At 70.8% G+C, this 25,693-nt stretch carries 25 protein-coding genes and 1 riboswitch; of the genes, 20 read left to right on the top strand and 5 right to left on the bottom strand.

All coding sequences use genetic code 11. The features are described from left to right. From KALB_RS48790 to KALB_RS47850, 7 genes are all read left to right on the top strand, one after another. Window positions 1–252, top strand: coding sequence for a phosphopantetheine-binding protein (locus tag KALB_RS48790; protein ID WP_025359487.1), 252 nt, complete (start codon window positions 1–3; stop codon window positions 250–252). Next, on the top strand, window positions 249–1,385 hold the full coding sequence (locus KALB_RS30590; RefSeq protein ID WP_025359486.1) for an acyl-CoA dehydrogenase family protein: 1,137 nt from the start codon (window positions 249–251) through the stop codon (window positions 1,383–1,385). The genes KALB_RS48790 and KALB_RS30590 overlap by 4 nt, the downstream gene beginning before the upstream one ends. Continuing rightward, the gene (locus KALB_RS30585) at window positions 1,378–2,400 is read left to right on the top strand and encodes an acyl-CoA dehydrogenase family protein (RefSeq protein WP_025359485.1); all 1,023 of its coding nucleotides are present in this window, start codon (window positions 1,378–1,380) and stop codon (window positions 2,398–2,400) included. Before KALB_RS30590 ends, KALB_RS30585 begins: the two co-directional genes overlap by 8 nt. Further along, window positions 2,397–3,023 carry a 4'-phosphopantetheinyl transferase family protein gene (locus tag KALB_RS30580; protein ID WP_025359484.1) on the top strand — a complete coding sequence of 209 codons (627 nt, stop codon included), beginning with the start codon at window positions 2,397–2,399 and terminating at the stop codon, window positions 3,021–3,023. Before KALB_RS30585 ends, KALB_RS30580 begins: the two co-directional genes overlap by 4 nt. Continuing rightward, the gene (locus KALB_RS48785; RefSeq protein ID WP_201771840.1) at window positions 3,020–5,584 is read left to right on the top strand and encodes an AMP-binding protein; all 2,565 of its coding nucleotides are present in this window, start codon (window positions 3,020–3,022) and stop codon (window positions 5,582–5,584) included. Before KALB_RS30580 ends, KALB_RS48785 begins: the two co-directional genes overlap by 4 nt. Further along, on the top strand, window positions 5,581–7,890 hold the full coding sequence (locus tag KALB_RS30570) for a condensation domain-containing protein (RefSeq protein WP_025359482.1): 2,310 nt from the start codon (window positions 5,581–5,583) through the stop codon (window positions 7,888–7,890). Before KALB_RS48785 ends, KALB_RS30570 begins: the two co-directional genes overlap by 4 nt. A gap of 110 nt (window positions 7,891–8,000) precedes the next feature. Further along, window positions 8,001–8,549, top strand: a complete 549-nt coding sequence (locus KALB_RS47850) for a TetR family transcriptional regulator (protein WP_025359481.1) — start codon at window positions 8,001–8,003, stop codon at window positions 8,547–8,549. Here KALB_RS47850 and KALB_RS30560 read toward each other — a convergent pair. Beyond that, window positions 8,515–8,868 (bottom strand): antibiotic biosynthesis monooxygenase family protein, encoded by a 354-nt coding sequence (locus tag KALB_RS30560; RefSeq protein WP_025359480.1) that lies wholly within the window; start codon window positions 8,866–8,868, stop codon window positions 8,515–8,517. The two genes, KALB_RS47850 and KALB_RS30560, sit on opposite strands and share 35 nt — an antisense overlap. 55 nt (window positions 8,869–8,923) lie before the next feature. On the opposite strand from KALB_RS30560, the gene KALB_RS30555 reads away from it, so the two are divergent. The 4 genes from KALB_RS30555 (at window position 8,924) to ahcY (ending at window position 12,326) form a co-directional block, all read left to right on the top strand. After that, a complete protein-coding gene (locus tag KALB_RS30555) occupies window positions 8,924–9,400 on the top strand; it encodes a MarR family winged helix-turn-helix transcriptional regulator (RefSeq protein ID WP_201771839.1) in 477 nt (158 codons plus the stop codon). A gap of 402 nt (window positions 9,401–9,802) precedes the next feature. Continuing rightward, on the top strand, window positions 9,803–10,147 hold the full coding sequence (locus KALB_RS30550) for a histone-like nucleoid-structuring protein Lsr2 (RefSeq protein ID WP_025359478.1): 345 nt from the start codon (window positions 9,803–9,805) through the stop codon (window positions 10,145–10,147). A gap of 94 nt (window positions 10,148–10,241) precedes the next feature. Continuing rightward, window positions 10,242–10,640 carry a GNAT family N-acetyltransferase gene (locus KALB_RS30545; protein ID WP_236650059.1) on the top strand — a complete coding sequence of 133 codons (399 nt, stop codon included), beginning with the start codon at window positions 10,242–10,244 and terminating at the stop codon, window positions 10,638–10,640. A gap of 61 nt (window positions 10,641–10,701) precedes the next feature. Further along, window positions 10,702–10,779: riboswitch (S-adenosyl-L-homocysteine riboswitch) on the top strand. 89 nt (window positions 10,780–10,868) lie between these two features. Then, on the top strand, window positions 10,869–12,326 hold the full coding sequence (gene ahcY, locus KALB_RS30540) for an adenosylhomocysteinase (RefSeq protein WP_025359476.1): 1,458 nt from the start codon (window positions 10,869–10,871) through the stop codon (window positions 12,324–12,326). On the opposite strand, the gene KALB_RS30535 is transcribed toward ahcY, so the two are convergent. Continuing rightward, entirely contained in the window at window positions 12,320–13,663 is a 1,344-nt protein-coding gene (locus KALB_RS30535) for an MFS transporter (RefSeq protein WP_025359475.1), read from the bottom strand. The two genes, ahcY and KALB_RS30535, sit on opposite strands and share 7 nt — an antisense overlap. Window positions 13,664–13,746: 83 nt before the next feature. On the opposite strand from KALB_RS30535, the gene KALB_RS30530 reads away from it, so the two are divergent. Further along, window positions 13,747–14,340 carry a TetR/AcrR family transcriptional regulator gene (locus KALB_RS30530; protein ID WP_025359474.1) on the top strand — a complete coding sequence of 198 codons (594 nt, stop codon included), beginning with the start codon at window positions 13,747–13,749 and terminating at the stop codon, window positions 14,338–14,340. Here the strand turns inward: KALB_RS30530 and KALB_RS30525 are convergent. Next, window positions 14,317–15,282: a LysR family transcriptional regulator gene (locus tag KALB_RS30525; protein WP_025359473.1), complete on the bottom strand. Its 966-nt coding sequence runs from the start codon at window positions 15,280–15,282 to the stop codon at window positions 14,317–14,319. The genes KALB_RS30530 and KALB_RS30525 overlap by 24 nt on opposite strands. A gap of 127 nt (window positions 15,283–15,409) precedes the next feature. Here KALB_RS30525 and KALB_RS30520 point away from each other — a divergent pair, with 127 nt between their 5' ends. Genes KALB_RS30520 through KALB_RS30505 form a run of 4 tightly spaced genes read left to right on the top strand, consistent with a single transcriptional unit; the run spans window position 15,410 to window position 18,656 of the window. Continuing rightward, window positions 15,410–16,045 carry a dioxygenase family protein gene (locus tag KALB_RS30520; RefSeq protein WP_025359472.1) on the top strand — a complete coding sequence of 212 codons (636 nt, stop codon included), beginning with the start codon at window positions 15,410–15,412 and terminating at the stop codon, window positions 16,043–16,045. Between the two features lie 14 nt (window positions 16,046–16,059). Next, on the top strand, window positions 16,060–17,550 hold the full coding sequence (locus tag KALB_RS30515; protein ID WP_158510848.1) for a carboxylesterase/lipase family protein: 1,491 nt from the start codon (window positions 16,060–16,062) through the stop codon (window positions 17,548–17,550). A gap of 24 nt (window positions 17,551–17,574) precedes the next feature. Further along, window positions 17,575–17,772 (top strand): hypothetical protein, encoded by a 198-nt coding sequence (locus KALB_RS30510; RefSeq protein WP_025359470.1) that lies wholly within the window; start codon window positions 17,575–17,577, stop codon window positions 17,770–17,772. After that, window positions 17,769–18,656, top strand: coding sequence for a hypothetical protein (locus tag KALB_RS30505; protein WP_025359469.1), 888 nt, complete (start codon window positions 17,769–17,771; stop codon window positions 18,654–18,656). Before KALB_RS30510 ends, KALB_RS30505 begins: the two co-directional genes overlap by 4 nt. A 232-nt stretch (window positions 18,657–18,888) precedes the next feature. On the opposite strand, the gene KALB_RS30500 is transcribed toward KALB_RS30505, so the two are convergent. Next, entirely contained in the window at window positions 18,889–21,486 is a 2,598-nt protein-coding gene (locus tag KALB_RS30500; protein ID WP_025359468.1) for a PEP/pyruvate-binding domain-containing protein, read from the bottom strand. Window positions 21,487–21,921: 435 nt separating this feature from the next. On the opposite strand from KALB_RS30500, the gene KALB_RS47845 reads away from it, so the two are divergent. After that, complete coding sequence (locus tag KALB_RS47845; protein ID WP_158510847.1) at window positions 21,922–22,077, top strand: hypothetical protein; 156 nt, start codon at window positions 21,922–21,924, stop codon at window positions 22,075–22,077. Window positions 22,078–22,454: 377 nt separating this feature from the next. On the opposite strand, the gene KALB_RS30490 is transcribed toward KALB_RS47845, so the two are convergent. Beyond that, the gene (locus tag KALB_RS30490; RefSeq protein ID WP_025359466.1) at window positions 22,455–22,898 is read right to left on the bottom strand and encodes a MarR family winged helix-turn-helix transcriptional regulator; all 444 of its coding nucleotides are present in this window, start codon (window positions 22,896–22,898) and stop codon (window positions 22,455–22,457) included. On the opposite strand from KALB_RS30490, the gene KALB_RS45885 reads away from it, so the two are divergent. From KALB_RS45885 to KALB_RS50120, 3 genes are all read left to right on the top strand, one after another. Next, window positions 22,833–23,366: an MFS transporter gene (locus tag KALB_RS45885; RefSeq protein ID WP_338033823.1), complete on the top strand. Its 534-nt coding sequence runs from the start codon at window positions 22,833–22,835 to the stop codon at window positions 23,364–23,366. The genes KALB_RS30490 and KALB_RS45885 overlap by 66 nt on opposite strands. A gap of 72 nt (window positions 23,367–23,438) precedes the next feature. Beyond that, window positions 23,439–24,419 carry an amidohydrolase family protein gene (locus tag KALB_RS30485; protein WP_025359465.1) on the top strand — a complete coding sequence of 327 codons (981 nt, stop codon included), beginning with the start codon at window positions 23,439–23,441 and terminating at the stop codon, window positions 24,417–24,419. Window positions 24,420–24,467: 48 nt separating this feature from the next. Further along, on the top strand, window positions 24,468–25,664 hold the full coding sequence (locus KALB_RS50120) for an SDR family NAD(P)-dependent oxidoreductase (protein ID WP_081789608.1): 1,197 nt from the start codon (window positions 24,468–24,470) through the stop codon (window positions 25,662–25,664). The last annotated feature ends 29 nt before the right edge of the window (window positions 25,665–25,693 follow it).

Here is a 25,693-nt window from a genome sequence, read left to right as displayed (position 1 = left end):
GTGGATGCCAACTTCCCCGCCGTGCTCCAGCCGTTCCTGAAGTACGCGGGCGGTCAGGAGATCACCGGTGAGTCCCGGTTGCGCGACCTGGGCCTGGACTCGATGCAGTCCATCCAGCTGCTGTTCGCGGTGGAGGACGCCTACCACGTGTCCCTGCCCGACGAGCTGCTCACCGACGACACCTTCGCCACCGTGGGCAGCCTCTGGGCGGCCATCGAGTCGGTGCGCCCGGCCGCACAGGAGGCGTCGTGAACCTGGACGAGCTGTTCGCGGTGACCGCCGAGCACGCCGCGCGTACCGACCGTGAGGCCTCGTTCCCGGTCGAGGCGCTGGATGCCATGCGCGCCAACGGAATGCTGGGCTTCGTTGTGCCGACCGAGCACGGCGGCGGTGGCGGCTCGGTCACCGAGGTGCTGGACCTGACCCTGCGGCTGGCCCGCGAGGACATGTCCGTGGCGATGATCTTCACCATGCACTGCCAGCAGGCGCTTGCCCTGGTGCGGCACGCCAATCCCGAGCTGGCGGCGCAGGTGCTGCCCCGGCTGGCCCGCGGTGAGCTGTACCTCGCCTCGGTCACCACCGAGCGGGGCAAGGGCGGCCACCTGCTCAGCTCCGAGTCGGTCGTGCACAGCGACGGCAGCCACCTCAAGATCGACCGCGACGCGCCGATCGTCACCGGTGGCCCGCACGCCGACGCCTACCTGGTCACGGTGCTCGCCCCGGACGCCACCTCGCCCAGCCAGGTCTCCCTGGTCTACGCGGAACGGTCCGAAGTGGACGTTGAGGTGCTCGGTGGTTGGCAGCCCCTGGGTATGCGGGCCACCCGCAGCGTGCCGATGCGGCTGACCGGCCAGGTCCCGGTGCGCAACCTGGTCGGCGAGCCCGGCGGGTTCCGCGAGATCGTCACCGGCACCTTCGGACCGCTGGCCCACCTGGGTTGGTCGGCGGCCTGGCTCGGCACGGCGGCTGGTGCGCTGTCCCGCGTGGTGCAGTTCCTGCGCGGCGAGTCCGGCCGCAAGCAGTTCGACACGACCTCCGAGCTGTTGCTGACCGGCCTCGCCAAGGTGCGTGGTCGGATCGACACCGTGCACTCGTTGCTGCGCAACACATCGCGCGTGGTTGAGTCCACTGAGGACCTGACCCAACCGCCCGTGCAGCTACTGCTCAACACGCTGAAGATCACCGCCGCCGAGCAGTGCTTCACCGCCGTGGACGAGCTGATCGAGCTGGTCGGCCTGCGGCACGGCTACCTGACCGGCTCCCCGCTGCGCCTGGAGCAGGCGTTCCGCGACCTGCGCTCGGCCTCGCTCAACTACGGCAACCAGCGGCTGTACCTGGCCAACGGCACGTTGTCCCTCCTGGACCAGCAGGTGCGCCTTGTCTGAGCAGGCCCGCGAGCTGTGGCGCTCCCTCGGCGAACGGGGCGTGCTGCGCGCCCTGTTCGCCGAGGGCCCGTCGCGCGAGCAGTTGGGCGGCCTGCTCGCCGAGCTGGACCGCGAGCACCCGGTTGGCGTCGTGCTCTCTGCCTGCGTGCAGCTCGCCACGATCCTGCCGATCCTGCGCGGGGAAACGGGTGCCGCCGCCAAGGTGTACGAGTCCGCGCTGTCCGGTGCGGCCGTGCTCGCGCTCGCCGCGACCGACGCCGCCGCGGCCGGGTCCGACCTGACCTCGTTGGGCACCAAGGCCGAGCTCGCCGAGGACCACCTGGTCCTCACCGGTGCCAAGCGGTGGATCACCAACGCCTGCACCGCCGACCACGTGCTGGTGCTCGCCAGGCACCGGCCTGCCGACCACTTCACGAGCTTCCTGTGGGTGCTCGTCCCGGTGACGGCACCCGGTGTGCGCGTGGAACCGGCCAGTGGCGGGCTGTTCGCCGGGTCCGGGGTCGGCCACCTGGAGTTCGACCAGGTCCGGCTGGACCGCGAGCACGTGGTGGGCGGGGTCGGCCGGGGCATGGTGTCCTTCGGACGACATGTCACCACCGAACGGCTCGCCGGTGGGCTGTGGGCCGCGGCGATGTGCCGCCGGGTGCTTGCCGACACGCTGAAGTCCCTGTGCGAGCGGCAGTTGGGCGGGCGTCCCATGTGGACGAACGAGGCGATCCGGCACCGCTTCGCGCGCTGCCTGGTGGAGACCCGCCGCATCGAGGCGATGTGCGCGCAGGTCGAGCAGTGGTCCCTGCTGGGCAGCATGGTGCTCAAGGTCTCCGTGGCCGAGAGCCTGGACCTGGTGCTCACCGAGTGCGCGCAGTTGGCCGGTGCCGAGGCGTTCGCCGAGGGCGGGCTCGCCCAGCTGCGGGCGGAGATCGGCATGTTCGGCATCGCGGGCGGTGCTTCCGGCGCGATGCTCGCGGGCATCGCCGAGCACGCCCACGACCTGTTGGGGCTGCGGGCCGGATGAGCAGCACCTGGGTCGCCGACACCGTCAAGCTGGCCTTCGCCAGGGTGACGGAGACCAGTACTCGCCTTGCCACCGAAGAAGACCGCAGGGCAGGGGCGGAACAGGCCGCGTGGCGCCAACGCGAGTACCTGGCCGCCAGGGCCCTGCTGCGCGGACTGCTCACCGAGCTCGCCGACCTGGCGGCGGCGCGGGCGAGCCTGTCCGCCGACGAGGCCGGTCGCCCGTTCCTGCTTGGGCGGCCGGACCTCGCCGTCAGTCTGTCCCATGAGGACGGTTGGGTGGCCGCGGCCGTGGCGGTGGGGCAGGGCGCGCGGGTCGGGGTGGACGTGCAGGTGCCGGTGCAGGGCACGGACCTGTCGCTGATCAACCGCTGTTGCGGCCCCAGGGCGCGTGCCGAGCTTGCGGCCATGCCCGGTGAGCGCCGCGATCACGAGTTCGCCTGGATCTGGAGCGTGCAGGAGGCATGCGTGAAGGCAGAGGGCACCGGGCTGGCCGGTCGTCCGTGGACGGTCCCCGTCGAGGTCGGCGGCACGGCCGGTCGCTGGGGCGACTACCACTGGCGCAGCCTGCGCGACAGGGCGCCGATCCCGCTCAGCTGCGCCTACCGGCAGGTGGGCGGATGACCGCGGCGCCGCAACCAGAACTGGCCGGGCTGAGCTGTTACACCGGCAGCCTCGCGGGCTACCTGGACGGTGAGCCGGTCGACGCCGCCGAGTTGCTGGCGAACTCGATCAGGCTGGCCGTGCGCATCGACCTGCCCGAGGGGGCGCTGGCCTTCTCCCACCACAGGTTCCCGCTCAACCGGCTGCCCAACGGTGATCAGCTGCACTACGCCGCCGAGGCCGACCCGCAGCGCGCCCTCGCCGCGATCACCGCCGAGCTGAGCAGGCACGGACGTGTGATCGTGGTGGTGGACAACGCCGAACTGCCCTGGTCGCCCTCCTACGGGGTCGGGCCGAGCGCTCCGCACTGGCTGCTGCTGTCCACCAGGGAGGAGGACAAGTGGCACGTGGTGGACCCGTTCAGCGGGCTGCTGCCGGCCGGGGAACAGCACCCGTTCACCGGCTGGCTGTCCACCGAGTCCTTGCTGGCGGCCCTCGCCCCGCGCGACTGGGCGCCAGAACAGTTGCGCCGCAACGAACTCGCCTTCGGACTGCCCGTGCCCGTTGCCGGATCGGGGCTGACCTGGCTGGGCCGGGTCCAGGCCACGCGGCAGGCCGAGGACCCGTTGCCCGGCAACTGGCTCACCGGCTGCGACCAGGTGCTGCCCTTCCTCATCGGCCACCTGGAGCGGCGCCTGGCCGAGAGCGGTCCGCTGCTGGACGACCTGTGGGCCGCCGCCCAACACCACGTGTTCCGGCACCGCTGGCTCGGTGAGCGCGCGGGCGTGCTCGGTGACCTCGCCGGGGCGGCCCGGCACGAGTCCGCCGCCCAGGCCTGGGCCAGCCTGCCCAAGGCCCTGCGCTTCGCCGTGGAGTCGGCCTCGCGCGGACGGCCCAGGGCCACGCTCGTGCGCACCACGCTGAACCACCTGCTGGCACTGGAAACCCCACCCGCCCCCGCCTACCACGCCGTGTCACACCACACGCCGATCTCCACCCGTGATCCGGAAGGACCTGCCATGCCCACCCGCACCCTCTATGACTGGTTCCTCAACTCCGCGACGCAGCACCCGGACAACACCGCGATCGAGGTGAGCACCCAGTCGCTGACCTACGCGGAGCTCAGGGCAGCGGTGGAACGCCTGTCCGGGGCCATGGTGGAGGTGCTGGGCCGCACCCCGACCAGGGTCGGCCTGCTCACCTCGCGCAGCCTCGCCGGGTACGTCGGATACCTTGCCGCGCAACGACTCGGCGCCGCCTGCGTACCGCTGAACTCGGCCGCCCCCGCCGTGCGCAACCTGACGATCACCACCGAGGCCGAGCTGGACCTGACCCTGGTGGACGACACCTCGGGCGACGGGCTGGCCGAGTACCGGCGCGACTGCGGCATCGCCCTGCTGGACCTGACCGGGGACCGGGTGCGCGAGCTGACCTCGCCCAGCCGTGAGTACAAGGAGACCGAGGTCGTGCCGCGCGGGGCCGAGGACGTGGCGTACATCATCTTCACCAGCGGCACCACCGGCAAGCCCAAGGGCGTGCCCACCACACAGTCCAATGTGGACGCGTTTCTGGCCGAGGTGATCGAGCGCTACACCCTGCTGCCCACCAGCCGGGTCTCGCAGACCTTCGAGATGTCCTTCGACGGCTCCATCGTGGAGATCTTCGGCACCTGGGGCTCCGGCGGCGCGCTGTGCGTCGCCCAGCACGGGGACGTGTTCACCCCGGTGAAGTTCGTCAAGGCCAAGCAGTTGACGCACTGGATGTCGGTGCCCTCGCTGATCTCCTTCGCCACCAGGCTGCGCGCGCTGGCCCCGGGCAGCATGCCCACCCTGACCGGCAGCATGTTCGGCGGCGAGGCGCTGACCATGGAGCAGGCCGAGGCCTGGTCGGCGGCGGCACCCAGCACGCGGATCCTCAACTGCTACGGGCCCACCGAGACCACGGTGACCGTCACCGGCTACGAGGTGCCGCTGGACGGCAGCCAGCAGGAGACCTCCAACCGCACGATCCCGATCGGGGACGTGTACCCGCACATGGAGAGCGTGCTGCTGGACGCGAACCTGCGCCCGGTGGACGACGGGGAGCTGTGCGTGCGCGGCCCGCAGCGCTTCCCCGGCTACCTGGACCCGGCCGAGAACGCGGGCCGGTTCGTCTCCTTCGACGGGGTGCAGGGCGAGCTGTTCACCGGCGGCGCCCCGCTGACCGAGAAGCACTGGTACCGCACGGGCGACCGGGTGCGCCGCGAGCACGGCACGTTGGTCCACTTGGGACGGATCGACGAGCAGGTCAAGGTGCGCGGCAACCGGGTGGAGCTGGGCGAGATCGAGTCGGTGCTGCGCAGGCACCCGGCCATCGCCGAGGTCGTGGTGCTCACGATCAGGGGCGCGGACGGGGAGATCGACCTGTACGCGGTCTACACCGGGGGCAAGGTCAGCGACGCGGAGTTCGCCGGACTGGTCGAGGGCCTGCCCACCTACATGCACCCGCGCGGCTACCACCACCGCGAGGAGATCCCGCTGACCACGGTCGGCAAGGTGGACCGCAAGCTGCTCACCGACCAGTTCGTGGCGGTCGCCCGATGACCGCGGCGACTGCCATGCAGGAGGCCCTCTGGTGGGTGCACCAGCGGGCGAAGAACAAGTCCGTCTACAACCTCACCTGGCGGCTGGGCTGCGACAAGGCCCCAGACCTCGAGGCGCTCGGCCTCGCCTGGCAGGCGGTGGTGGACCGGCACGAGGCGTTGCGGACCTCGGTGGTGCAGCGCGAGGGCGTGATCGAACTCGTGGTGCGGCCGGAACTGGCCGTGCAGGTGCAGCTGGTCGAGGTGGACGAGGCCACGCCGGAGCTGCTGAGGCTGATCGCCGAGGAGATCCAGGAGCAGGCGATGCACCTGGACCAGGCCCCGCTGGCGCAGCTCACCGTGGTGCGGGTCGGCGAGGTGCACGAGCTGCTGCTGACGGTGCACCACGTGGTGCTCGACGGCTGGGCGAACCAGTTGCTGGTCAGCGAGCTGTCCTCGGCCTACGAGGCGGCCTGCCAGGGGCGCAAGCCGGAGTTCGCGACCGAGGCCGTGCCGTTCAGCGCGTACGCCCAGGAGTGCGCACAGGCCCGCGACGCGGGCAAGTGGCAGGCGAGCCTGGACCACTGGCGCAAGACCTTGGACGGCGCGGTGTCCACGACTGTCGCCGCGGACCGGCACAACCTGGCCGGGACCGGGGCTCCGGGCACGACCCTGCGCTACGCGCTCAGCGACGAGGCGGTGGCCGGGGTCGGCGAGCTGACCAAGGCCACGTTCGCCACGCCCTTCGTGGTCGCGCTGGCGGCTTTGCAGATCGTGTTGGCACGCGGCGGTGCGGGGGAGGACGTGGCGCTGGGTGTGGTGGTGGCCAACCGCATGTCCCAGCGCGACCAGGAACTCATGGGTTACACGGCCAACCTGTGCATCGCCCGCGCCACGGTGACCGGGGCCGACACGGTGCTGGACGTGGTGGGCCGCGCGCGGGACGCGATGTGGACCATGCTCGCGCACCAGACCGTGCCCTACCCGGCGGTGTTCGGGGCGCTGACCGAGTCCGCGCAGGCGATGTTGCGCGATTCGGCCCCGCTGCTGCTGAACTACCTGGGCCCGATCGGCAACGGGCTGTCCCTCGGTGACGTTCCGATGCAACTGCACCGCTCGCCGAACCGGGCGGCACGCGCGGATATCGCCGTGGCGATGTGGGAAACCCCTGACGGGTTCATGACCGAGATCGAGTACAACACCGGCCGTTACGACCGGGAAACCGTGCTGCGGCTCATGGAGGACATCGACACTGTGCTGTCCGCACCCGGCGCGACCGCGGTGTCCGAACTGGACCTGGGCACGCGCTCGGTCGCGGGCTACGTCGACCACCAGGCCAAGCCGGTGACCACTGGGGCCGCGCTGCCCGAGTCCGCGGCGGCCGAGCAGGTCTCACGGGTGTGGGAGCAGGTGCTGGGTGAGCCGCCCGCCGAGCCCGACGAGGACTTCTTCGCGCAGGGCGGGCGTTCGCTCAAGGTGCTGCAACTGGCCTCGGCCGTGCGCGAGGAGACCGGTACCGAGCTGGACCTGGTGCGGTGGCTGGCCGAACCCACCCCGCGGCGGCTCGTGGAGCAGGTCGCCAGCACCGCGGGCGGCCAGGACGCCAGCACGCTGGTGGTGCTGCGCGAGAGCGTGGACGGCGGCCCGCACCTGCACCTGCTGCCCGGCGCGGGCGGCGGTCCGCACGACTACCGCGCACTGCTGGCGGCCCTGCCCGCGCACTGGCGGGTCACCGCATCCCAGGAGCGGCGCCCGTTCGGGTCGGTGGCCGAGATGGCCGCGGCCTACCGCGCCGATCTGGACGCCGCCGGGGCCCGGCCCGATCTGCTCGGCGGCTGGTCCATGGGCGGCCAGATCGCGTTCGAGCTGGCCAGGGGCTACCCCGTGCCGGTCCCGCTCGTGCTGATCGACTCCGCGCCCCCGGTGGGTTACGACTTCGGCGCCGACACCGACTCACTGCGCTTCGAGGCGTTCGCGACCGGGGCGTTCGGCGGCGGCCTGCCGCGCGTGCGTGGTGGCGACTCACTCCGGGTCGCCGCGCTGGCGGCCTGGCTCGCCGCCGACGGACGGGAGGTGTCGGCCACCGTGCTCGCCCAGCAGTGGGCCACCTACCGGCGGCACGCCCAGGCCGTGTCGGACTACGTGCCCAGCGGCGGCGTGCCCGCACCGGCGCTCGTGGTGGCCGCCGACCTCGTGGACGCCCAGGTCGACCAGTGGGCGGCGCGTGTCGGCTCGGTGCGACGGCTGCGCGTCGCGACCGATCACGCCGGTGTCCTGCGTGGCGACCCCGTCCGCGCCGTGGCCGAGGCGATGACCCACCTGCTCTGACCACCACCCGCCGCGTGTCGGCGTTTCCCGTACGGTGTGTCGGCCCAACACGGCGTACCGGAAGCGCCGACACGCGGTACCGGAACGCACGACACGCGGGGGAGGTGGGCGTGGCACTGAGTCAGGCGGAGATCCTGGACGCGGCGACCGGGTTGCTGGACGAGGTGGGCGTGGACGAGCTGAGCACGCGCAGGCTCGCGGCGCGCCTCGGTGTGCGGGCCGGCGCCCTGTACTGGCACTTCCCCAACAAGCAGGCGCTGCTGGACGAGCTCGCGGGGCGGGTGCTGCTGCCGCTGCTGGACCTGGACCTCGGGGCGACCGGGCAGTGGGCGCACGGGGTGGCGGCCTTCGGCGGGGCGCTGCGGGCGGCGATGCTCGCGCACCGGGACGGCGCCCGGCTGGTGGCCACGATGGCCAGGCCGGTGGCGACGGCCCGCACGGCGCACGCGCGGCTGATCGACCTGCTGATCGGCGGGGGAGCGCAGCCGGAGCAGGCGGGGTTCGCCGCGGACGCGCTCACCAGCTACGTCAACGGCTACACCCTGGAGGAGCAGGCCCGCCAGCTGGTGACCCTGTCCGAGGAGCACCGCGAGCGGGCGTTCGCCACCGGGATCCGGGTGGTCGTCAGCGGCCTGCGGGCGGAGTTGTCGCTGCGCTGACCGAGTGGGTGGCGCACACGATGAACAGCCTTGGCTCGGTGTTGTCGGCGATCCGCATGATCTCGCCCATGTGTTGCTGGGCGTCGGGCCGCTGGAGCATCGCCTGGAAGTGCTCGGGGCTGGCCCACTGCGCGTAGTTGACCACCCGCGCGCCGTCGAGGCTCGCGTGGATGTTGGCCGAGACGAAACCCGGGATGCCCACGAACAACTGCTCGGTGGCCTGGTTCAGCGCGGCGACCAATTCGGCCTGGCGGGCCGGTTCGACGGTGAACACGTTGATCAGTGTGGCCACGGGTGCGTCGGCCTGGATGGTGGTCACGGGCCGCCTCCATGTTAGCGTCCTAATATGTAATTAGCACGCTAACATGTTTGGCGTGGACTCGCACGTGGACCCCGGCCAGTCGATGGGCTTCGCGCTGAAGCGGTTGCAGCAGGCGCTGCGCTCGCGCATGGACGCCGGGCTGGCGCGCTACGGACTGACCACCCCGCAGTACGCGGTACTGGCCCTGCTGGCCGACCAGCCGGGCATCTCCAACGCGGAACTGGCCCGGCGCGCGTTCGTCACCCCGCCGACGATGATCAGGATCGTGACCACCCTGGCGGAACTGGGCCTGCTCACCAGGCAGGGCACCCCGGTCGAGGGGCGGGCGCGGTCCACCCGGTTGACCGAGGAGGGGCGCCGTCGCCTGAACGCCGCGGCGCGGGCCGTGCAGCAGTGCGAGGACCTGCTCCGCGAGCAGGCCGGTCCCGGCGAACGGGAGCTCGTCCTGCGCTGGCTCGCCGACTGCGCGGATCGGCTGGAGGCCCCGCAGCGTGCCGGAGTGTTTCCTGATGAGCGTCCAGGACGGTGATCCCCATGCGCCCGAAAGGCCGCCTTTGTGGACGTGCTGAGCTCTACTCGGCACATTTCCGCAACTCTTGACGCACCCGACCGGGGGACGTGCACGGCGGGTCAACTGTTCACTCCGCGTCGTGACCTTGGCTGGGGTGAACACTGATTTTCCTTGATGCCCTGGTTCAGTCATCGTAATCCATGTCACACGATCGGTGGGGGGTGCCCGCTCGCGCTCCCGTTTCGTATCGTCGCTTGCGTCACGGGCCGAATCGAGTATTCTCACCGGTGGTATTGGCGGTGCAATCACCGAGGCGGACCCGCAAAACTTCTGCCCGAACGGGTTTTCGCTGCTGGTGAAGTGGGTGTTGGGCCACTCGGCCGAGTGCCCCGTGATTGCAGGAGAAGACGGAGAAGGTTCATGGCGCAGAAGACGATCGTTCAGCTCATCGACGACGTCGACGGCAGTGAGGCGAACGAGAGCGTGTCGTTCGCGCTGGACGGCGTGGAGTACACCATTGACCTGTCCGACGACAACGCCGCCAAGCTCCGCGGGAACTTGGCGCCGTTTGTCGAGAAGGCGCAGCGCCTCGGTGGCCGCAAGCAGCGTGCGGGCGCGACCAGGACCGCTGTCCGCGCAGGTGGCGACCGCGCGCAGAACCAGGCCATTCGGGAGTGGGCCCGCAGCCAGGGAGAGACCATCTCCGACCGCGGTCGTATCCCGCAGGAACTGGTCACCCGGTTCCAGGCCGCGCACGGTTCCTGAAGTGGTAACACGGGCCGACGGACCGACCTCCGTCGGCTCGTGCACCGCTGCACCGATTCGCCGGGCGGTTCCCGGTGACCTGGAAGACCTGCTCGTGCTCGTCGGCGAGTTCTACGAGATCGACCGGCACGAGTTCGACCGGAGCACCGTGCTGCGGGGTCTTGGCCCGTTGCTCGACGGTGACGAACACGGTCAGGTTTGGCTACTCCTGGACAACCGTGACCGATCCGCGGCGGGCTATGCCGTGATGACCTGGTCGTGGAGTCTGGAGTCCGGCGGGCGTGAGGCCCTGCTCGACGAAATCTACGTGCGCGACCGCGCCTCGGGCGCGGGATCTGCGCTGTTGAACCGCGTTTTGCGGGAAGCTTCCGCCCGCGGAGCACGTGCGGTCTTCCTCGAAACAGAGGAGCACAACGAGCGCGTGCGGGCGTTCTATTCACGGCACGGATTCGCGGTGGAGAAGTCCACCTGGATGTCCCGCGTCCTGCCCTGAACCCGTTGACACCCGGCGAACGCGGGTGCGATGCTCGGCCCCGCGCCGACACGGCGCGGCCAGACCCGAGAGGCGCTGCGACGGACCACATGTCCGCCACGCTCGGGTCTGCGTTCACCACTCAAGGGCGCCTCCCACACGGGAGGTGCCCTTCAGCGTGTTTGCGGCAGTTCGCGGCCGTCCTCGCACCTCCCGTCCCCGACAACCACGGGAAACGAGGTAGGGACCATGAGCGACAAGTTGCGGAAGTCCAACGGCGTCGAGTTCGCCGTGGCCGACCTGGGGCTGGCCGCGCTCGGCCGGGACCAGATCCGGCTGGCGGAGCACGAGATGCCGGGCCTGATGGCCACCCGGCGCGAGTACGCCGAGAGCCAGCCACTCAAGGGGGCGCGCATCGTCGGCTCGCTGCACATGACCGTGCAGACCGCGGTGCTGATCGAGACCCTGGTCGCGCTGGGCGCACAGGTGCGCTGGGTGTCCTGCAACATCTTCTCCACCCAGGACGAGGCCGCCGCCGCGGTGGTCGTCGGCGAGGGCACCCCGGAGCAGCCCGCGGGCACCCCGGTGTTCGCCTGGAAGGGCGAGACCCTCGAGGAGTACTGGTGGTGCACCGACCAGGTGTTCCGCTTCCCCGACGGCCAGCTGGCGAACATGATCGTCGACGACGGCGGGGACGCCACGGTGCTGCTGCACAAGGGTGTGGAGTTCGAGGCAACCGGCGTGGTGCCCTCCGCGGGGGAGAACGACCCCGAGGAGTACGGCATCCTGCTGCGCACCCTGGCGGCCAGCCTGGCCGAGGACCCGAAGCGGTTCACCCGCATCGCCGAGCAGATGCGCGGGGTCACCGAGGAGACCACGGCCGGGGTCAACCGGCTCTACCGGCTCGCGGCCGAGGACAAGCTGCTGTTCCCGGCGATCAACGTCAACGACTCGGTGACCAAGTCGAAGTTCGACAACAAGTACGGCATCAGGCACTCGCTGGCCGATGGCCTCAACCGGGCCACCGACGTGATGATCGGCGGCAAGCTGGCCGTGGTCTGCGGCTACGGGGACGTGGGCAAGGGGGCCGCCGACGCGCTGCGCGGCCAGGGCGCCCGCGTGGTGGTCACCGAGGTTGACCCGATCTGCGCGTTGCAGGCCGCCATGGAGGGGCTGGAGGTCGTACGGCTGGAGGACGTGGTCGAGAAGGGCGACATCTTCATCACCACCACCGGCAACTTCAACATCATCATGGCCGAGCACATGGCGCGGATGAAGCACAACGCCATCGTGGGCAACGTGGGCCACTTCGACAACGAGATCGACATGGCCGGTCTGGCCAAGGTGCCTGGCATCCGCAAGCGCGAGATCAAGCCCCAGGTGCACGAGTGGGTCTTCCCCGACGGGCACGCGATCCTGGTGCTGTCCGAGGGCAGGCTGATGAACCTGGGCAACGCCACCGGCCACCCCAGCTTCGTCATGTCCAACTCCTTCACCAACCAGGTGATCGCGCAGATCGAGCTGTTCACCAACGTGCGCGGCTACGAGCGTCAGGTCTACCGGCTGCCCAAGCACCTGGACGAGAAGGTGGCCCGGCTGCACCTGGACGCGGTCGGCGCCCGGCTGACCACGCTCACCAAGGAGCAGGCCGAGTACATCGGGGTGGACGTGGCCGGGCCGTTCAAGCCCGACCACTACCGCTACTGATCCGCTAGCCCCTCCCTGGTCGCGCCGGACGAGAGCAGCACCCCGGCCAGCGCGACCAGGGCGGCGGCCCCGAACGCGAACGGGTAGCCCCCGCCGGAGACCAGGATCGCGGCGGCCAGCTGGCTGCCCACCGCCCCGCCCGCGGTCCTGGCCACGGTGTTCACCCCGTTGGCCGTGGCCACCCTGTCGTGTGGCACCGAGCCGGTGACCAGCCGGGGCAGCACCGCCATGACCAGGCCGAACCCCACGCTGGCGACCAGGTAGAACACCACCAGGTGCCACACCTGTCCGTTCCACAGCGCGAGCAGCCCGGCCGCCGCCGCCACGCAGCCCAGCCCGGCGGCCAGCGAGGTCCGCTCGCCAAGGCGCACCGCCAGCCAGCTCGCGGGCAGCATCACCAGCGTGCCCGGCAGCATGATCAGACCGGCCACCGTGACCCCGGTGCCGAACCCGGTCTGCGCGATCTTGGGCACCAGCACGTACAGCACGAACTGGGCCGCCCCCAGCGACAGCGCGGCCAGGTGGATCCACAGCACCGGCCGGTCGACCAGCACCTCGGGGTCCACCAGCGGGCTGGTGCTGCGCCGTTCCACCACGAGGAACGCGGCAAGGCCCAGCACCGCCAGCGCGAACAGGCCAAGCACCCAGGCCGAGCCCCAGCCCAGGGTGGGGCCGAGGGGCAGCGCCAGCAGCAGGCCGCCGATGCCCAGGGCGAGCAGCACGGCCCCGGGTACGTCCAACCGGCCGCCGGGCCGGTGCGGGCTCTCCGGCACACTGCGCGCGACGAGCACCAGTGCGGCGGTCACCAGTACCGCGCTGACCGCGAACAGCCAGCGCCAGGACAGCAGGTCCACCAGCAGCCCGCCGAGGACCAGGCCCAGCCCGGCCGCCCCGCCGACCAGCCCCGAGGTCAGCGCGAGGCCGTGCGTGACCCGGTCGGCGGGCAGCGATTCCTTGACGATGCCGAACACCAGCGGCAGCACGCCCAGGCTCACGCCCTGCACCGCGCGGAACGCGATCAGCGAGCCGATGTCCCAGGCCACCAGCCCGCCCAGCGTGCCGAGCAGGAACACGGCCAGCACCCAGAGCAGCACCCGGCGCTTGCCGTGGAAGTCGCCGAGCTTGCCGATCAGCGGGGTCAGCACGGCGCTGGCCAGCAGCGGCGCGCTGAGCACGGCCCAGGCGGCCCAGGTCGCGGTGGTGTTCAGCGCGTGCTGCAACACGGTGGTGGTGGGCACGAGCATCGTCTGCGTCAGCGAGTACGCCAGCACGGTCACGCTCATCGCGGTCAGCAGCGCGCCGCCGCGCACGGTCGGCCGCGCGGCCAAGTCGATCATCGGATCCCCCTCGAATCGATGCGAACCGCGTTCGCTGAAGTTTAGGTTACCCTAACTAACTGGGGGGCGTCTACGGTGTGCGCGTGGTGACACCAGAGGCGAACAGACCGCGCCTGAGCCGGGACCTGATCGTGGCGGCGGCCCGCTCGGTCGCCGACTCCACCGGGCTGGACAGCCTGACCCTGCGCGAGGTGGCCCGCGAGCTGGGCACCGGCCAGGCCTCGCTGTACCGGCACATCGCCGACCGGCGCGAGCTGCTCGGGCTGCTCGCCGACGACCTCGCGCTGGGCTTCCCGCTGGCCGATCCCGCGCTGCCGCCCCGCGAGCGGCTGCCCGCGCTGTGGCAGAGCCTGCACGGCTACCTGTCCCGGCACCGGTGGGCCGCGCGGGTGATCGTCGACGGGGAGCACACCTCCCGCAACGCCGTGCCCTTCGTGGACAGCCTCCTGGACTGCTCCGCGGCGGTGGGCATGGGTCCGGCGCTGGCCATGCGCACCTACCAGGCGGTGTACAACCTGCTGCTGGGCTACCTGCTCAACGAGCACCCGATGGGCCACGACCGCGAAGGCGGCCAGCGGCCGCTGCCCGGCTGGCACGTGGCTGGCGGGCAGGACGCCTTCTGCTGGGCGATGCGGTGCCTGCTGGACGGGGTGCTAGAAGGGCGTGGCGACCTGTGAGCGGGCAACGGAGTTCTCCCGCAGCCACGCCGTGAAGACCGGGCTCGCCAGCGCACTATCCACATAGGACAGACGCAGTGCGGTGACCAGTTCCTCGGCGAGCGGTGCGAGCGGGCCGCCGGTGTGCCAGGCGAACAGCTGGCTCAGCCGCAGCGGGGACCCGATCAGCTCGCGGCCGACCACGCCCTCGGGCACCGGGGCGGTGGCCTGCAACAGCCCCACGCCCAGCCCGTGCGCCACGATCTCGCCCGCGGAGTGCAGATCGCTGGTCTCGTGCGGCACCCACGGGCTGAACCCGGCCGCCTCGCAGGCCGCGCGCACGTGCCCGCGCACCCCGTCCCCGGTGGCCGGGGGCAGCACCCAGTTCTCCTCGCGCAGCTCCGCCAGGTGCAGCCGTTCGCGGGCGGCCAGCGGGTGGGACCGCGCCAGCATCACGAACACCGGCCCCTCGCTCACCGTGCGCACCGCCACCTCCGGCAGGGTGCTGGCAGGGGCCGAGGGGAAGCCCACCAGCGTCGCCCCGTCCAGGCGCTGCTCGTCCAGCAGCCTGATCAGCGCGATCCCGCTGTAGTGCACGGAACTGGCCACCGGCGGTGCGCCCCTGGTGCGGCACAGGTGGTCCAGGCTGGCCGCGAACAGCGGGCCGGGCATGCCGCCGATCCGGATCCGCTCCCCGCCCGCACGGCAGGTGGCGTGCCTGCGCAACTCCGCCATCCGGTCCAGGATCTCGTCGCAGGTGGACAACACGTACTCGCCCAGCTCGGTGGGCACCGCGCCGTTCTTGCCGCGCAGGAACAACTGCCCGCCGACCGCCGACTCGATCCGTCTCAACTGGACGGTCAGCGAGGGCTGGGACACCCCCAGCGCGGCGGCCGCGGCGGTCAGCGAGCCCGCCTCCGCGATCGCCCGGACCGACCGCAGGTGGCGGATCTCCAGCTCCATCGCACCAGGTTAGCCGGGGCCTGCCATAGAGCCGCCCTATGCCCGAGACGTAGTGGTGCGCCGCGCTGATCCGGTGCCAGTGTTGGTACCGGGCCGCCTGCCCGGTCGTCCAGAGAGGAATCCCCGCATGGATCCCACCACACGCCGCGCCGCGCTCAAGGTCGGTGCCGCCGCCGCGCTGGCCGCTGGTCTCACCGCCGTGTCGGCCGGTTCGAGCCCGGCGGCCCGCCTGCCGCTGACCCCGGCCTGCACCGACGGGGACGACACCCCCGGCAACATCGAGGGCCCGTACTTCAAGCGCAACTCCCCGCTGCGCTCGGACCTGCGCACCGCGGGTGTCACGGGTGTGCTGCTCACCCTGCGCGGCACCGTGCACAGCGAGCACTGCCTGCCGGTCCCCGGCGCGCTGCTGGAGTTCTGGCAGGCCGATGACAAGGGCGTCTACGACAACACCGGGTTCACCCTGCGCGGGCACCAGTACACCCCGGCCGACGGCACGTACTCGCTGGAGACGATCGTGCCCAAGGACTACGTGGACGCGGGTACGCACCGCACCCCGCACATCCACGTGAAGGTGCAGCCCGCCAACGGCAGGGTGCTCACCTCGCAGCTGTTCTTCCCCGACACCACCACGGCGTACGGGCTGGACTTCGCGCAGCTCAACGCCCGCGACCGGTTCCTCAACCGCAAGTGCACGCTCGCACTGGGCGTGCTGTCCGACAACCACTACGCGGCCAACTTCGACTTCGTCGTCGCGGCCTGAGAGCGGGAGACCCAGTGGAGTTGACCAGACGTGGCGTGTTCGCGCTGACCGCCGCCGCCTCGCTGACCCTGTGCGGCGGCGCGGGTGCGGCGGCGGCCACCGAGGAGGTGATCGCCAGGACCGCACTGGGTCGGCTGCGCGGCCTGCGCCAGGGCGGGGTGTGCGTGTGGCGGGGCGTGCCCTACGCGCAGCCGCCCGAGCGGTTCGCCCCGGCCAGGCCGGTGCAGCCCTGGCAGGGGGTGCGCTCGGCCACCGAGTTCGGACCAACCGCCATGCAGATCGCGCTCGGCCCCGGCGGGCCGTCCACCGCCACCAGGCAGAGCGAGGACTGCCTGTACCTCAACGTGTGGTCCCCGGGCACCACCGGCCGCCGCCCGGTGGTCGTGTGGATCCACGGCGGGGCCTTCGTCTCCGGCGCGGGCAGCGACTACGACGGCACCCAGTACGCCGCCCTCGGCGACACGGTGTTCGTCACGATCAACTACCGGCTCGGCGCCTTCGGCTACCTGTACCAGGCCGACCGGCCGGGCTCGGGCAACCTGGCCCTGACCGACCAGATCGCCGCCCTGCGCTGGGTGCGGCAGAACATCGCCGCCTTCGGTGGGGACCCGGACGCCGTGACGGTGATGGGGGAGTCAGCGGGCGGCATGTCCATCGGCTACCTGCTGGGCATGCCCGCCGCGCGCGGGCTGTTCCGCCGCGCGGTCGTGCAGAGCGGGGGAGCGCGCCCGCTGTTCACCCCGGAGCAGGCGGCGAAGACCACGGCGGCGGTCCGCGAGGCGCTGGGCGGTGCGGATCCGAAGTCGGTCACCGCCGAGCAGTTGCGCACCGCCTCCGCCGCCGTGGCCAAGGACTCCGCGCTGGGCGGTGAGCCCTTCCATCAGGTCGTGGACGGCGGCGTGGTGCCCGCACACCCGCTGGAGCAGCTCGACAGTCAGGTGGACGTCATGATCGGCACCTGCCGGGACGAGTCGAACGTGCTCGCCAGGATCCTGCCGCTGTTCGCGAAGGGCTTGCCTCAACACGTGAAGGAAGTGGTCGGCACGGCGAAGTGGGCGCAGTTGCAACGGGTCTACCGGGACAGCACCCCGTCCGACCGGGACTGGGAGCTGGACCTGCTCAGCGCGTGCTTCACCGTCATGCCCTCGGTGTGGCTGGCCGAGGCGGCGCACAACGCGGGCGCGCGCGTCTGGCAGTACCGGTTCGACTACGCCGACGCCAGCCCGACAGGACCGGTGCACGCGGCCGACTTGATGTTCACCTTCAACTCGGTCGAACCGGACCTGTTGGCGCCCAAGGCCGATCTCGCCGTGGCCCGTGCCGTCGCGAGGCGCGTGTTCGACGGGGTCGTGGCTTTCGCCCGGGACGGCAACCCCGGCTGGGCCGCGTTCGAGCCGGTCAGGCGGTGCACGATGCTGTTCGACGCCGAGCCGGGAGTGCGCGAGGACCGGATCGAGCGGGTGCAGCGCGAGGCCTGGCGTGGAGTCCGGCCCACGCACTTCTGAGGGATTGGTCCATAATCCTGGTTGATGACCCAACCGGACAGCACCGAGTTCTCCGCCACGCCGCAGCGGGCGATCGCGGCCAAGGGCCTGACCCTGGACCGGATCGTGCACCGGCCGCATGAGCGCGGGCACGCCCTCAGCGCCGACACCCTGAGCTACTGGACCACCGGTCGCGGCCAGTCCGAACGGCCGCGTGGCCTGCACTGGGACCGGACCCGATGAACGAGTCGGAGTTCTCCGCCGCGCTGCAACAGGCGGTCCTGGCCAGGGGGCTGACCCTGGACCGGATCGTGCACCGGTTGCGGGAGCGCGGGTTCACGCTCAGCACGGCGACCCTGAGCTACTGGACCACCGGCCGCAGCCAGCCCGAGCGGCAGGAGTCGCTGGCCGCCCTGGACGTGCTGGAGACCATCCTCGACCTGGAACCGGGTTCGCTGCGCGGAAAACTGGTGCCCAGGGCGCGCAAGAGCCGTCGCAAGCCCGACCGGCTCGTGCCGCTGGAGTTGCTGTGGCGGGAGATCAGCGGGCCGATCGGGCGGGTCGTGGACCCCGGCGAGCACTACGTGCGGGCGCGCAAGGTGCTCAGCATGCACGACCGGTACACCCTGGACGCCAACGGGGCACTGGCGCACGTCCGTACGACCACCGTGCTGGAGGCCGACGAGGACGACGTGGACCACATGCTGATCATCTGCCACGACGAGGACGTGGTGCACGACCTGCCCCAGGTGCGCCCGGTCAGCGGGGCCTACCTGGGGCGGGTGGACCGGTTCGACAGCGATCACGTGCAGATGGCCGAGCTGGTGTTCGACCAGCCGCTGCAACGGGGTGAACGCACCATGGTCGAGCACGAGCTGATCTTCCCGGCCGGGGGCAGGCGCGTGTGGCGCGGCGAGCGCAGGCTGCCCATGGCGATCCGCCAGCACGTGGTGGAGGTGGTGTTCGACCCGGCGGCGCTGCCCGCGGCGGCCCAGCACGTGACCGTGCCCGCCGACGGCACGGGCCGCACCGTGCAGCCGCTGGCCGTGGACCCGGCCAACACCGCCCGGCTGGTGCTGCTCGACCCACCAGCCGGGATCCACGGCATCCACTGGACCTGGCCCTGACCACGAGTCCCGCTCTGGGGCGCGCGAGTCCCGCCCAGCGGTCGGCGAGTCCCGCTCTGGGGCGCGCGAGTCCTGTCCAGCCGTGCGTGAGTCCCGCTCTGCCGCAGCCGAGTCCCGTTCTCGGGTCGCCGAGTCCCGCTCTCCCGCACGCGAGTCCCGACCTCAGGTTGGCGAGTCCCGCTCTGCCGCAGCCGAGTCCCGCCCAGCGCACGTGAGTCCCGTGCGCCAGCGGTCAGTCCGCGGCGGACACCGTGCCCGCGGCTCCGTCCACGGTGATCCGGTCACCGGTCGCGATGCGGTGCGTGGCCTCGGCGACCCCGACCACGGCGGGGATGCCGTACTCCCTGGCCACGACGGCGCCGTGCGAGTTCGCGCCGCCCATCTCCATCACCAGTCCACCCGCGGTCAGGAACAGCGGGGTCCAGCCGGGGTCGGTGGAGGGGGCGACCAGGATCTCGCCGGGCTCCAGCCGCGCGCCGACCGGGTCGAGCACGACCCGCGCCGTGCCGGTGACCCGGCCCGAGGAGGCCGAGGTGCCGACCATCGCGTCCCCGGTGGCCGCCGGGGCGGAGGCCTCGGGTTCGGAGCCGTCGGACAGCAGCACGCGGGGGACCTTGCGGCGGCGCAGTTCCCGCTCGTACGACTCGCGCCGTTCGGCCACCAGGTCCCGGCAGTCCCGGCCGTCCAGCGCGGCGAGGGCCTCCGCCACCGTCAGGAAGAACACGTCCTCGGCCCGCTCGATCCGGCCTGCCGCGGCGAGTTCCACCCCGACCTGTCCGAGCTGACGGCGCATCTCGGCCAGCGCCTGGATGAGGAAGAACTTGGGGGTTTCGCGCAGCCCGGCCAGTGCGCGCACCCGGCTCAGCGCGCGGCCGACCAGCCAGCCCCGCAGCGGGCCCGCCTTGGCCACGAGCGCGCGTACGGTTCGCTCCGCCTCGGCCCTGCCCCGCGCGAACTGCACGTCCGGCGCGGCCTGCGGGTCCGCCAACCGCAGGTAGTTGGCCAGCACACCGAGGATGTGTTCGGGCCGCTCGGACCAGCGGGGCATGCCGAGGTCGATCTCGGCGACGGCCCGGTGCCCGAACCGGGCGAGCCAGCCCGCCAGCTCGCGCCGCACCACCTCCGGCAACTCGCCCGCCAGGTAGCGCTCGGACAGTTCGGCGGGGCTGAGCGTGTCGAAGAGTTCGCCGTGCTCGCGAATTCGTGTTGCCAGCGCCCAGAGTTCCAGGTCCATCTCGGTGGTGACGTTGTGCGGCAGCCCGCGCAGCACGGCCTCCAACTGGCCGGGCTCCAGCTTGTCACCGAGCAGCTTGCCCACCAGCGCGAGCATCACGAACCCGGCCCCTGCCACGGGGAGCAAGCTGGGCAGCATGGGCACCAGCGAGGTGGACAGGAACCGCTGCACGTGGTCCAGGCGTTCTCGCGAACTGGGATTTCCCCGCAGGGCAATGGCTTCCTGCAGATGAGAGCCGATCCGTGTCACGCGCCGACGTGCCGCCTCCGGGCGCAGCACGGCCTCGACGAAGCGCCACGGCAGGCCCAACCTCAGTACGACCCTTAGCAGTCTGCGCAGCCCTGGCAGTCGCGAACTGTCCACAAGGGACATGTCCGGATCCTGGTAGAGGGAGCGGAACACCACTGCCGACCGCGCCTCCATCAGGTCGAACACGCGTGGGACCACGTCCCGGCCCAGCCTGCTGCGCAGCACCGGCGTGATGTCGACGAACGCGCGCTGACCGGCCTCGGCGAAGACCCTTGGCCCGGCAAGGGGATTGGCGACCGGCACGCCCACCATGCGGGCCATGCCCGCGCCGATCAGCCGGAACGCGGCCATGCCCATCGGCGTGATCGGCCGGTACAGGCCCTGCGCCACCGACAGACACAGGTAGGCCCTGCGCCCGGGGCCGGTGTTCGAGGGGCTGTCCGGCACCGGGAACAGGGTGGTGATCGGCCGGGCCTGGGTCAGCCAGAGCCGCCCGCCGGGGTCGATGGCCCACTCGGTGTCCTGTGGGCTGCCGTAGTGCCGCTCCACCCGGTCGCCGAGCCGGGCCAGTTCCCGTACCTGCTCGTCGGACAGGCAGGCGCCCTGGTGGTCGAGTGCGACCTGCTCGGTGCCACCGCCCGCCAGCGAGCGGATCGCGTGCTTCTTGTCGCCCAGCCTGCGCTGGCGGATCTCGCCCGAGGCGGTGTCCACCACGAAGTGGTCAGGGTTGACCGAACCTGAGACCACAGTCTCACCAAGGCCAGGGTTGGCGTCGATCACCGCCTCGCGTCGGCGCCCGGTGACCGGGTTCGCGGTGAACAGCACCCCGGCCACCTGCGAGTCGACCATGTGCTGCACGACGACCGCCAGTTCCACCGCGTCCTGGTCGATGTTGTTGGCCTCGCGGTAGGCGTGCGCGCGGTCGGTCCACAGTGAGGCCCAGCAGCGGCGGACCGCGTCCAGGACGGCTTGCCCGCCGACCACGTTGAGGTAGGTGTCCTGCTGTCCGGCGAAGCTGGCGAACGGCAGGTCCTCGGCCGTGGCCGAGGACCGCACCGCCACCGGGACGTCCGCGCCGAGTTCCGCGTACCGGGCCAGCACCGCCTCGGCGATGTGCTCGGGCACCTCGGCGCCCAGCAGGGCCTCGCGGGCCAGGTGCGGCCGGTCCACCAGCGCCCGCACGCCCGCGGTCTCGGCGACCTGCCGGTAGGCGGCCGTGGTGACGCAGAACCCTTGGGGCACCGGCAGACCGGCCCTGCTGAGCACGCCGAGGTTGGCCGCCTTGCCGCCGACCGAGGCCAGCATGCTGCCGTCGATCTCGGTGAAGTCCACGGTCAGCGTCATCATGGCAGTCAGGTTAAGACCGCGCGGCGCGAAACTCAACGGTTGTTGAAAATCTCGCGCCGCTCCAGGACCTGGACCACCCGGTCGGCCGTGGCCCTGCTCGACTGCGGGTTCTGCCCGGTGATCAGGTTGCCGTCCACCAGGACCTCGCTCGACCACGGCGGGCGCTGAGCAGCGCGGCCACGGCAGGGTGCCATCGCCGCCGCACCGCTGGTCGACGAGGAGTTCCTGCTCCTCGCCCCGCCGACGCTGGCGCGCAGCGTCGATCCGGCCCGGCTGCGGGAGGAGCCGGTCCGGGCGCTGGCGTACCTGCCGTTGATCGCCTACGCCGAGGAGCTGCCGATCATCCGCCGCTACTGACGCAGCGAGTTCGGCCGCAGGCTGCCCAAGCGGGTCGCCGTGGTCGTGCCCGATCAGAGGGTGGTCCTGGCACACGCCGTGAGGGAGCTGGAGAACACCATTCGCATCTATGCCAACCAGATTCAGGTCCTCACGCTGCGCAACGCCGAACTGGAAGACAAGCTCCACCGACGCGCCGGCCACGACGTCAGCACGATCCGAGTCGGACCGGCGCACGTTGTCTCGCGTCCGTGATGATCTAGTGCGATCCTCCGTGTGGCGCCAGCGAGTCAGGATCGGGGCTGTGTGGCACGTGATCGCGCCAGGTCCGGCGACCGCGAGTCGCCGGACCTCGGCGCGGCAACTGGGTCAGCCCGCGCCCTGTTTCGCCAGACGCCCTTGGCTGCCCTCGGCGGCGGATCGGGCCCAGTGGATTCGTTCGGTTGGCAATGGCCCAAACGGTCCAATACGGACACACCCGCGATGGTGTCAACGCAGCCGACCACCCGCTGCGACCGGCGAGGATGGCCATTTCACCGGTCGCAGTCGCGAGTGGCGGAGGCCACAGTTGTCGTCAGCTGAGATTGCAGCTCCGATCCGAACTACCCGGACCCCGATGCCTGCCGGATCCATCAGGTGCCGCGCCGGGCTCTCGTGACGAGCTGGGCCTCGATGCGTCGAAGCGTCGAGTTCATGGCGTCGATCTCGTCGGGATCGGGCACAATCCCGTCGAGCAGGCCGCTCCAGACCTCACGCAGTTGTCGCAGGTGGTCGTTTGCCCGCGCGGTGGGGTACAGGTGTGATCGCCGGCCGTCGTGTGGATCGACGTCACGGCGCACCAAGCCCTTCTTCTCCAGGCCGCGCAACGCCCTGCTGAAGTTGCTGGAGATCAGTTGGGTCGCCTCCGCTGCCGCGCTGGCCGACGTGCCCGGGTTGCGGTCGATGAACCGCATCACCGCGCTCTCCAGCGGCGTCCACGACTCGGCCGCGAACTCCTTGGACGCGTGGATATGTCGGCCGACCGCAAGGATCAGGTCGGCGAGCTCGAACAACCGCGACGCTTGCTCGTCATCCACCCTCCCATGCTATCTTTGTTGTCAATTGATAGCTATCAAAGGATAGGTGATGAGGTGGGTGCTCCGTCGCATGGCAACATCACCGTCCCGCTCCTGCTCGGGCTTGCCGCGGGGCAGCTGGCCTTCGGGCCGGTGTCGGACACAGTGGGGCGGCGTGGGCCACTGCTCGTTGGTTCGGTGGCGTTCGTCGCCGCGGGTGTCCTTGCCGCCTTCTCGCCCACCATCGGTATCTTGCTGGCCGCTCGCCTCGTTCAGGGGTTGAGTGCAGCGGCGGGCATGGTCGTCGGCCGCGCGATCATCGCCGATCCGGAAACCGGTCGTGCTGCCGCCCACGCCTTCAGTCTGATGATGATCGTCAGCGGCATTGCCCCCGTAGTCGCTCCAAGCCCCGTACGGCGACGTGGACCAGACCGCTCGCCTGACCGACGTGAACACTGTGCCGCCACAACCCGGCCCGCCCACCATTGACCCGGTCAGCAATCAAATCGGCTCACCGGACACTGGTCAGACAAACCACCAACGCGACACAAGGACAAAACCGTGCCCCTCATCGCCATCGAAGAACACTGGATCATGCCGGACTTGACGTCCGCCCTTCGTGCCATGCCGGAGGATGTGCGCGACGAAAGCCTCGCCTTCAACGAGATGGGCGACCATCAACAGCGCCTGGAGGACCTTGGCGCGGGCCGCATCGCGGCCATGGACGCCCAGGGCATCGACGTGTCGATTCTCGCCCTGACGCCACCGGGAACCCAGCCGCTGCCCGCCAGGGATGCCCTGCGGCTGAGTCGCGCCGCGAACGACGTCGCGGCAGAGGCTGTCAGGAGCAATCCGTCCCGATTCCGATCGCTATGCACCCTGCCGATGTCCTCACCACCCGATGTCGCGGGCGAGCTTGAACGAGCCGCAGGTCTGGGCCACGTAGGCGCCATGGTCTACGGCCGAGCGGGCGGCCTCCTCCTCGACGACCCGGCCTACAACGACTTCTTCGCCGCCGCAGCCGAACTCGGCCAACCAGTGTTCATTCATCCGCAACTGCCGTCGGCCGCCGTCCGTGACGCGTCCTACCGCGGCTTCGATCCCATGACCGAGCTCGGCCTGGCCACCTTCGGATGGGGGTGGCACCTCGACGCCGCGACCGCGGCACTGCGACTGATCCTGCGAGGCACCTTCGACCGGCACCCCGACCTCCAGGTCGTGCTCGGCCATTGGGGTGAGATGCTGCTGTTCTGGCTGGACCGGGCCAACAGTCTTTCTCGCGTCGCCGGCTTGCAACGATCGGTGAAAGACTACATACGGTCGAACTTCTTCATCACCACCTCCGGCATGCTCAACCCGGCACTCCTGCACCACGCTCTGTCGGTGACCACCGTGGATCGGTTGATCTTCTCCACCGACTACCCTTTCCAGCATCCGACGCGGGAAGAAATCACTTCTTTCCTGGAGCACTTCACTTCCGATGGGGAACGGCAGAAGTTTTCGTCGGCCAACGCGGCATCCCTCTACGGCATCGACATCTGACGTGCGACTGGATTCAAGGGAAAAAGAATTCCTGTCACAGGAGCGATTATGGGCACGTCACGTACCGTCGTCATCACTGGCGCAGCCGGAGGCATCGGCTCCGAGCTCGTCGAGCGGTTCCTCAAGAACGGCGACACCGTGGTCGCCACTGACGTCTCGCAGGAGACGCTTGATAGCTGGCGCTCCCGCTGGGATGCCGACACCTTCGACGGGCGGCACTCGTTTCTGCACGCCGTCGCCGGGGACCTGTCCAGCGAACAGAGCATCGCGGCGCTGACCGAAACCACGTGGGACCGCTTCGGTATCGTCGGCGTCCTGGTCAACTGCGGCGATCTTTCCCTCGATCCTGTTCGAGGAGATGCCCGTCGACCTCTGGCGGCGAGTCCTCGACGTCAACCTCACTGGCGCCAGATGCGCGCCCTTCACCGGGACGAAGTGCCACAGGACGTGGTTGGTTCGGTGTTCTTCCTCGCGCCCAGGCCCCACCCAATCGCACCGACCAGTCAATACGACCCACTCAATACGACAACAGGAGCAGTCATGAGCTCGACCTCAGTGAACACCACTGTTCTGCTCATCGGCGCGTCTCGTGGCTTGGGCCACGCCATCGCCGCGGAGTACCTCGACCGTGGAGCGCGCGTCGTGGCGACCGTCCGCGGTACCGGCCGCACCGCGCTGCACGAGCTGCAGGACACCGCCGACGGGCAGCTGGAGATCGAGCACGTCGACATCACCGTGCCTGAGCAGGTCCAGGCCCTGCGCGACCGGCTCGGTGACCGCAAGTTCGATCTGCTGTTCGTCAACGCGGGCGTCAGCAACGGCCGGTACGAGACCAGCGCGGATGTCACGACCGAGGAGTTCACCCGCGTGATGGTCACCAACGCGCTCAGCCCGATGCGGGTCATCGAAACGCTCGGCGAGCTCACCGGCCCGAACGGCACCATCGCGATCATGTCCTCCGGGCAGGGCAGCATCGCCAACAACGGGCGCGGCGGCTTCGAGATCTACCGGGCCAGCAAATCCGCCCTCAACCAGCTCATGCGCAGCTACGCCGCGCGCCACCGCGACGACAGCCGAACGCTGCTGCTGATGGCGCCCGGCTGGGTCAAGACCGAAATGGGCGGCTCGGACGCCCGCCTCACCATCAGTGAGAGCATCCCCAACCTCGTCACGGTCGTCGACGCCCAGCGCGGCCGCGCCGGCCTTCAGTACCTCGACTACCAAGGCCAGAGCGTCGCCTGGTGAGGGGTCTCGACAGCAGCGGAGGAAAACCC

It is taken from the genome of Kutzneria viridogrisea DSM 43870 (assembly GCF_000525635.1).
Lineage (GTDB): Bacteria > Actinomycetota > Actinomycetes > Mycobacteriales > Pseudonocardiaceae > Kutzneria > Kutzneria viridogrisea.
The sequence above is the reverse complement of the archived record's forward strand: the minus strand, read 5'-3'. Positions and strand labels throughout refer to the sequence as shown.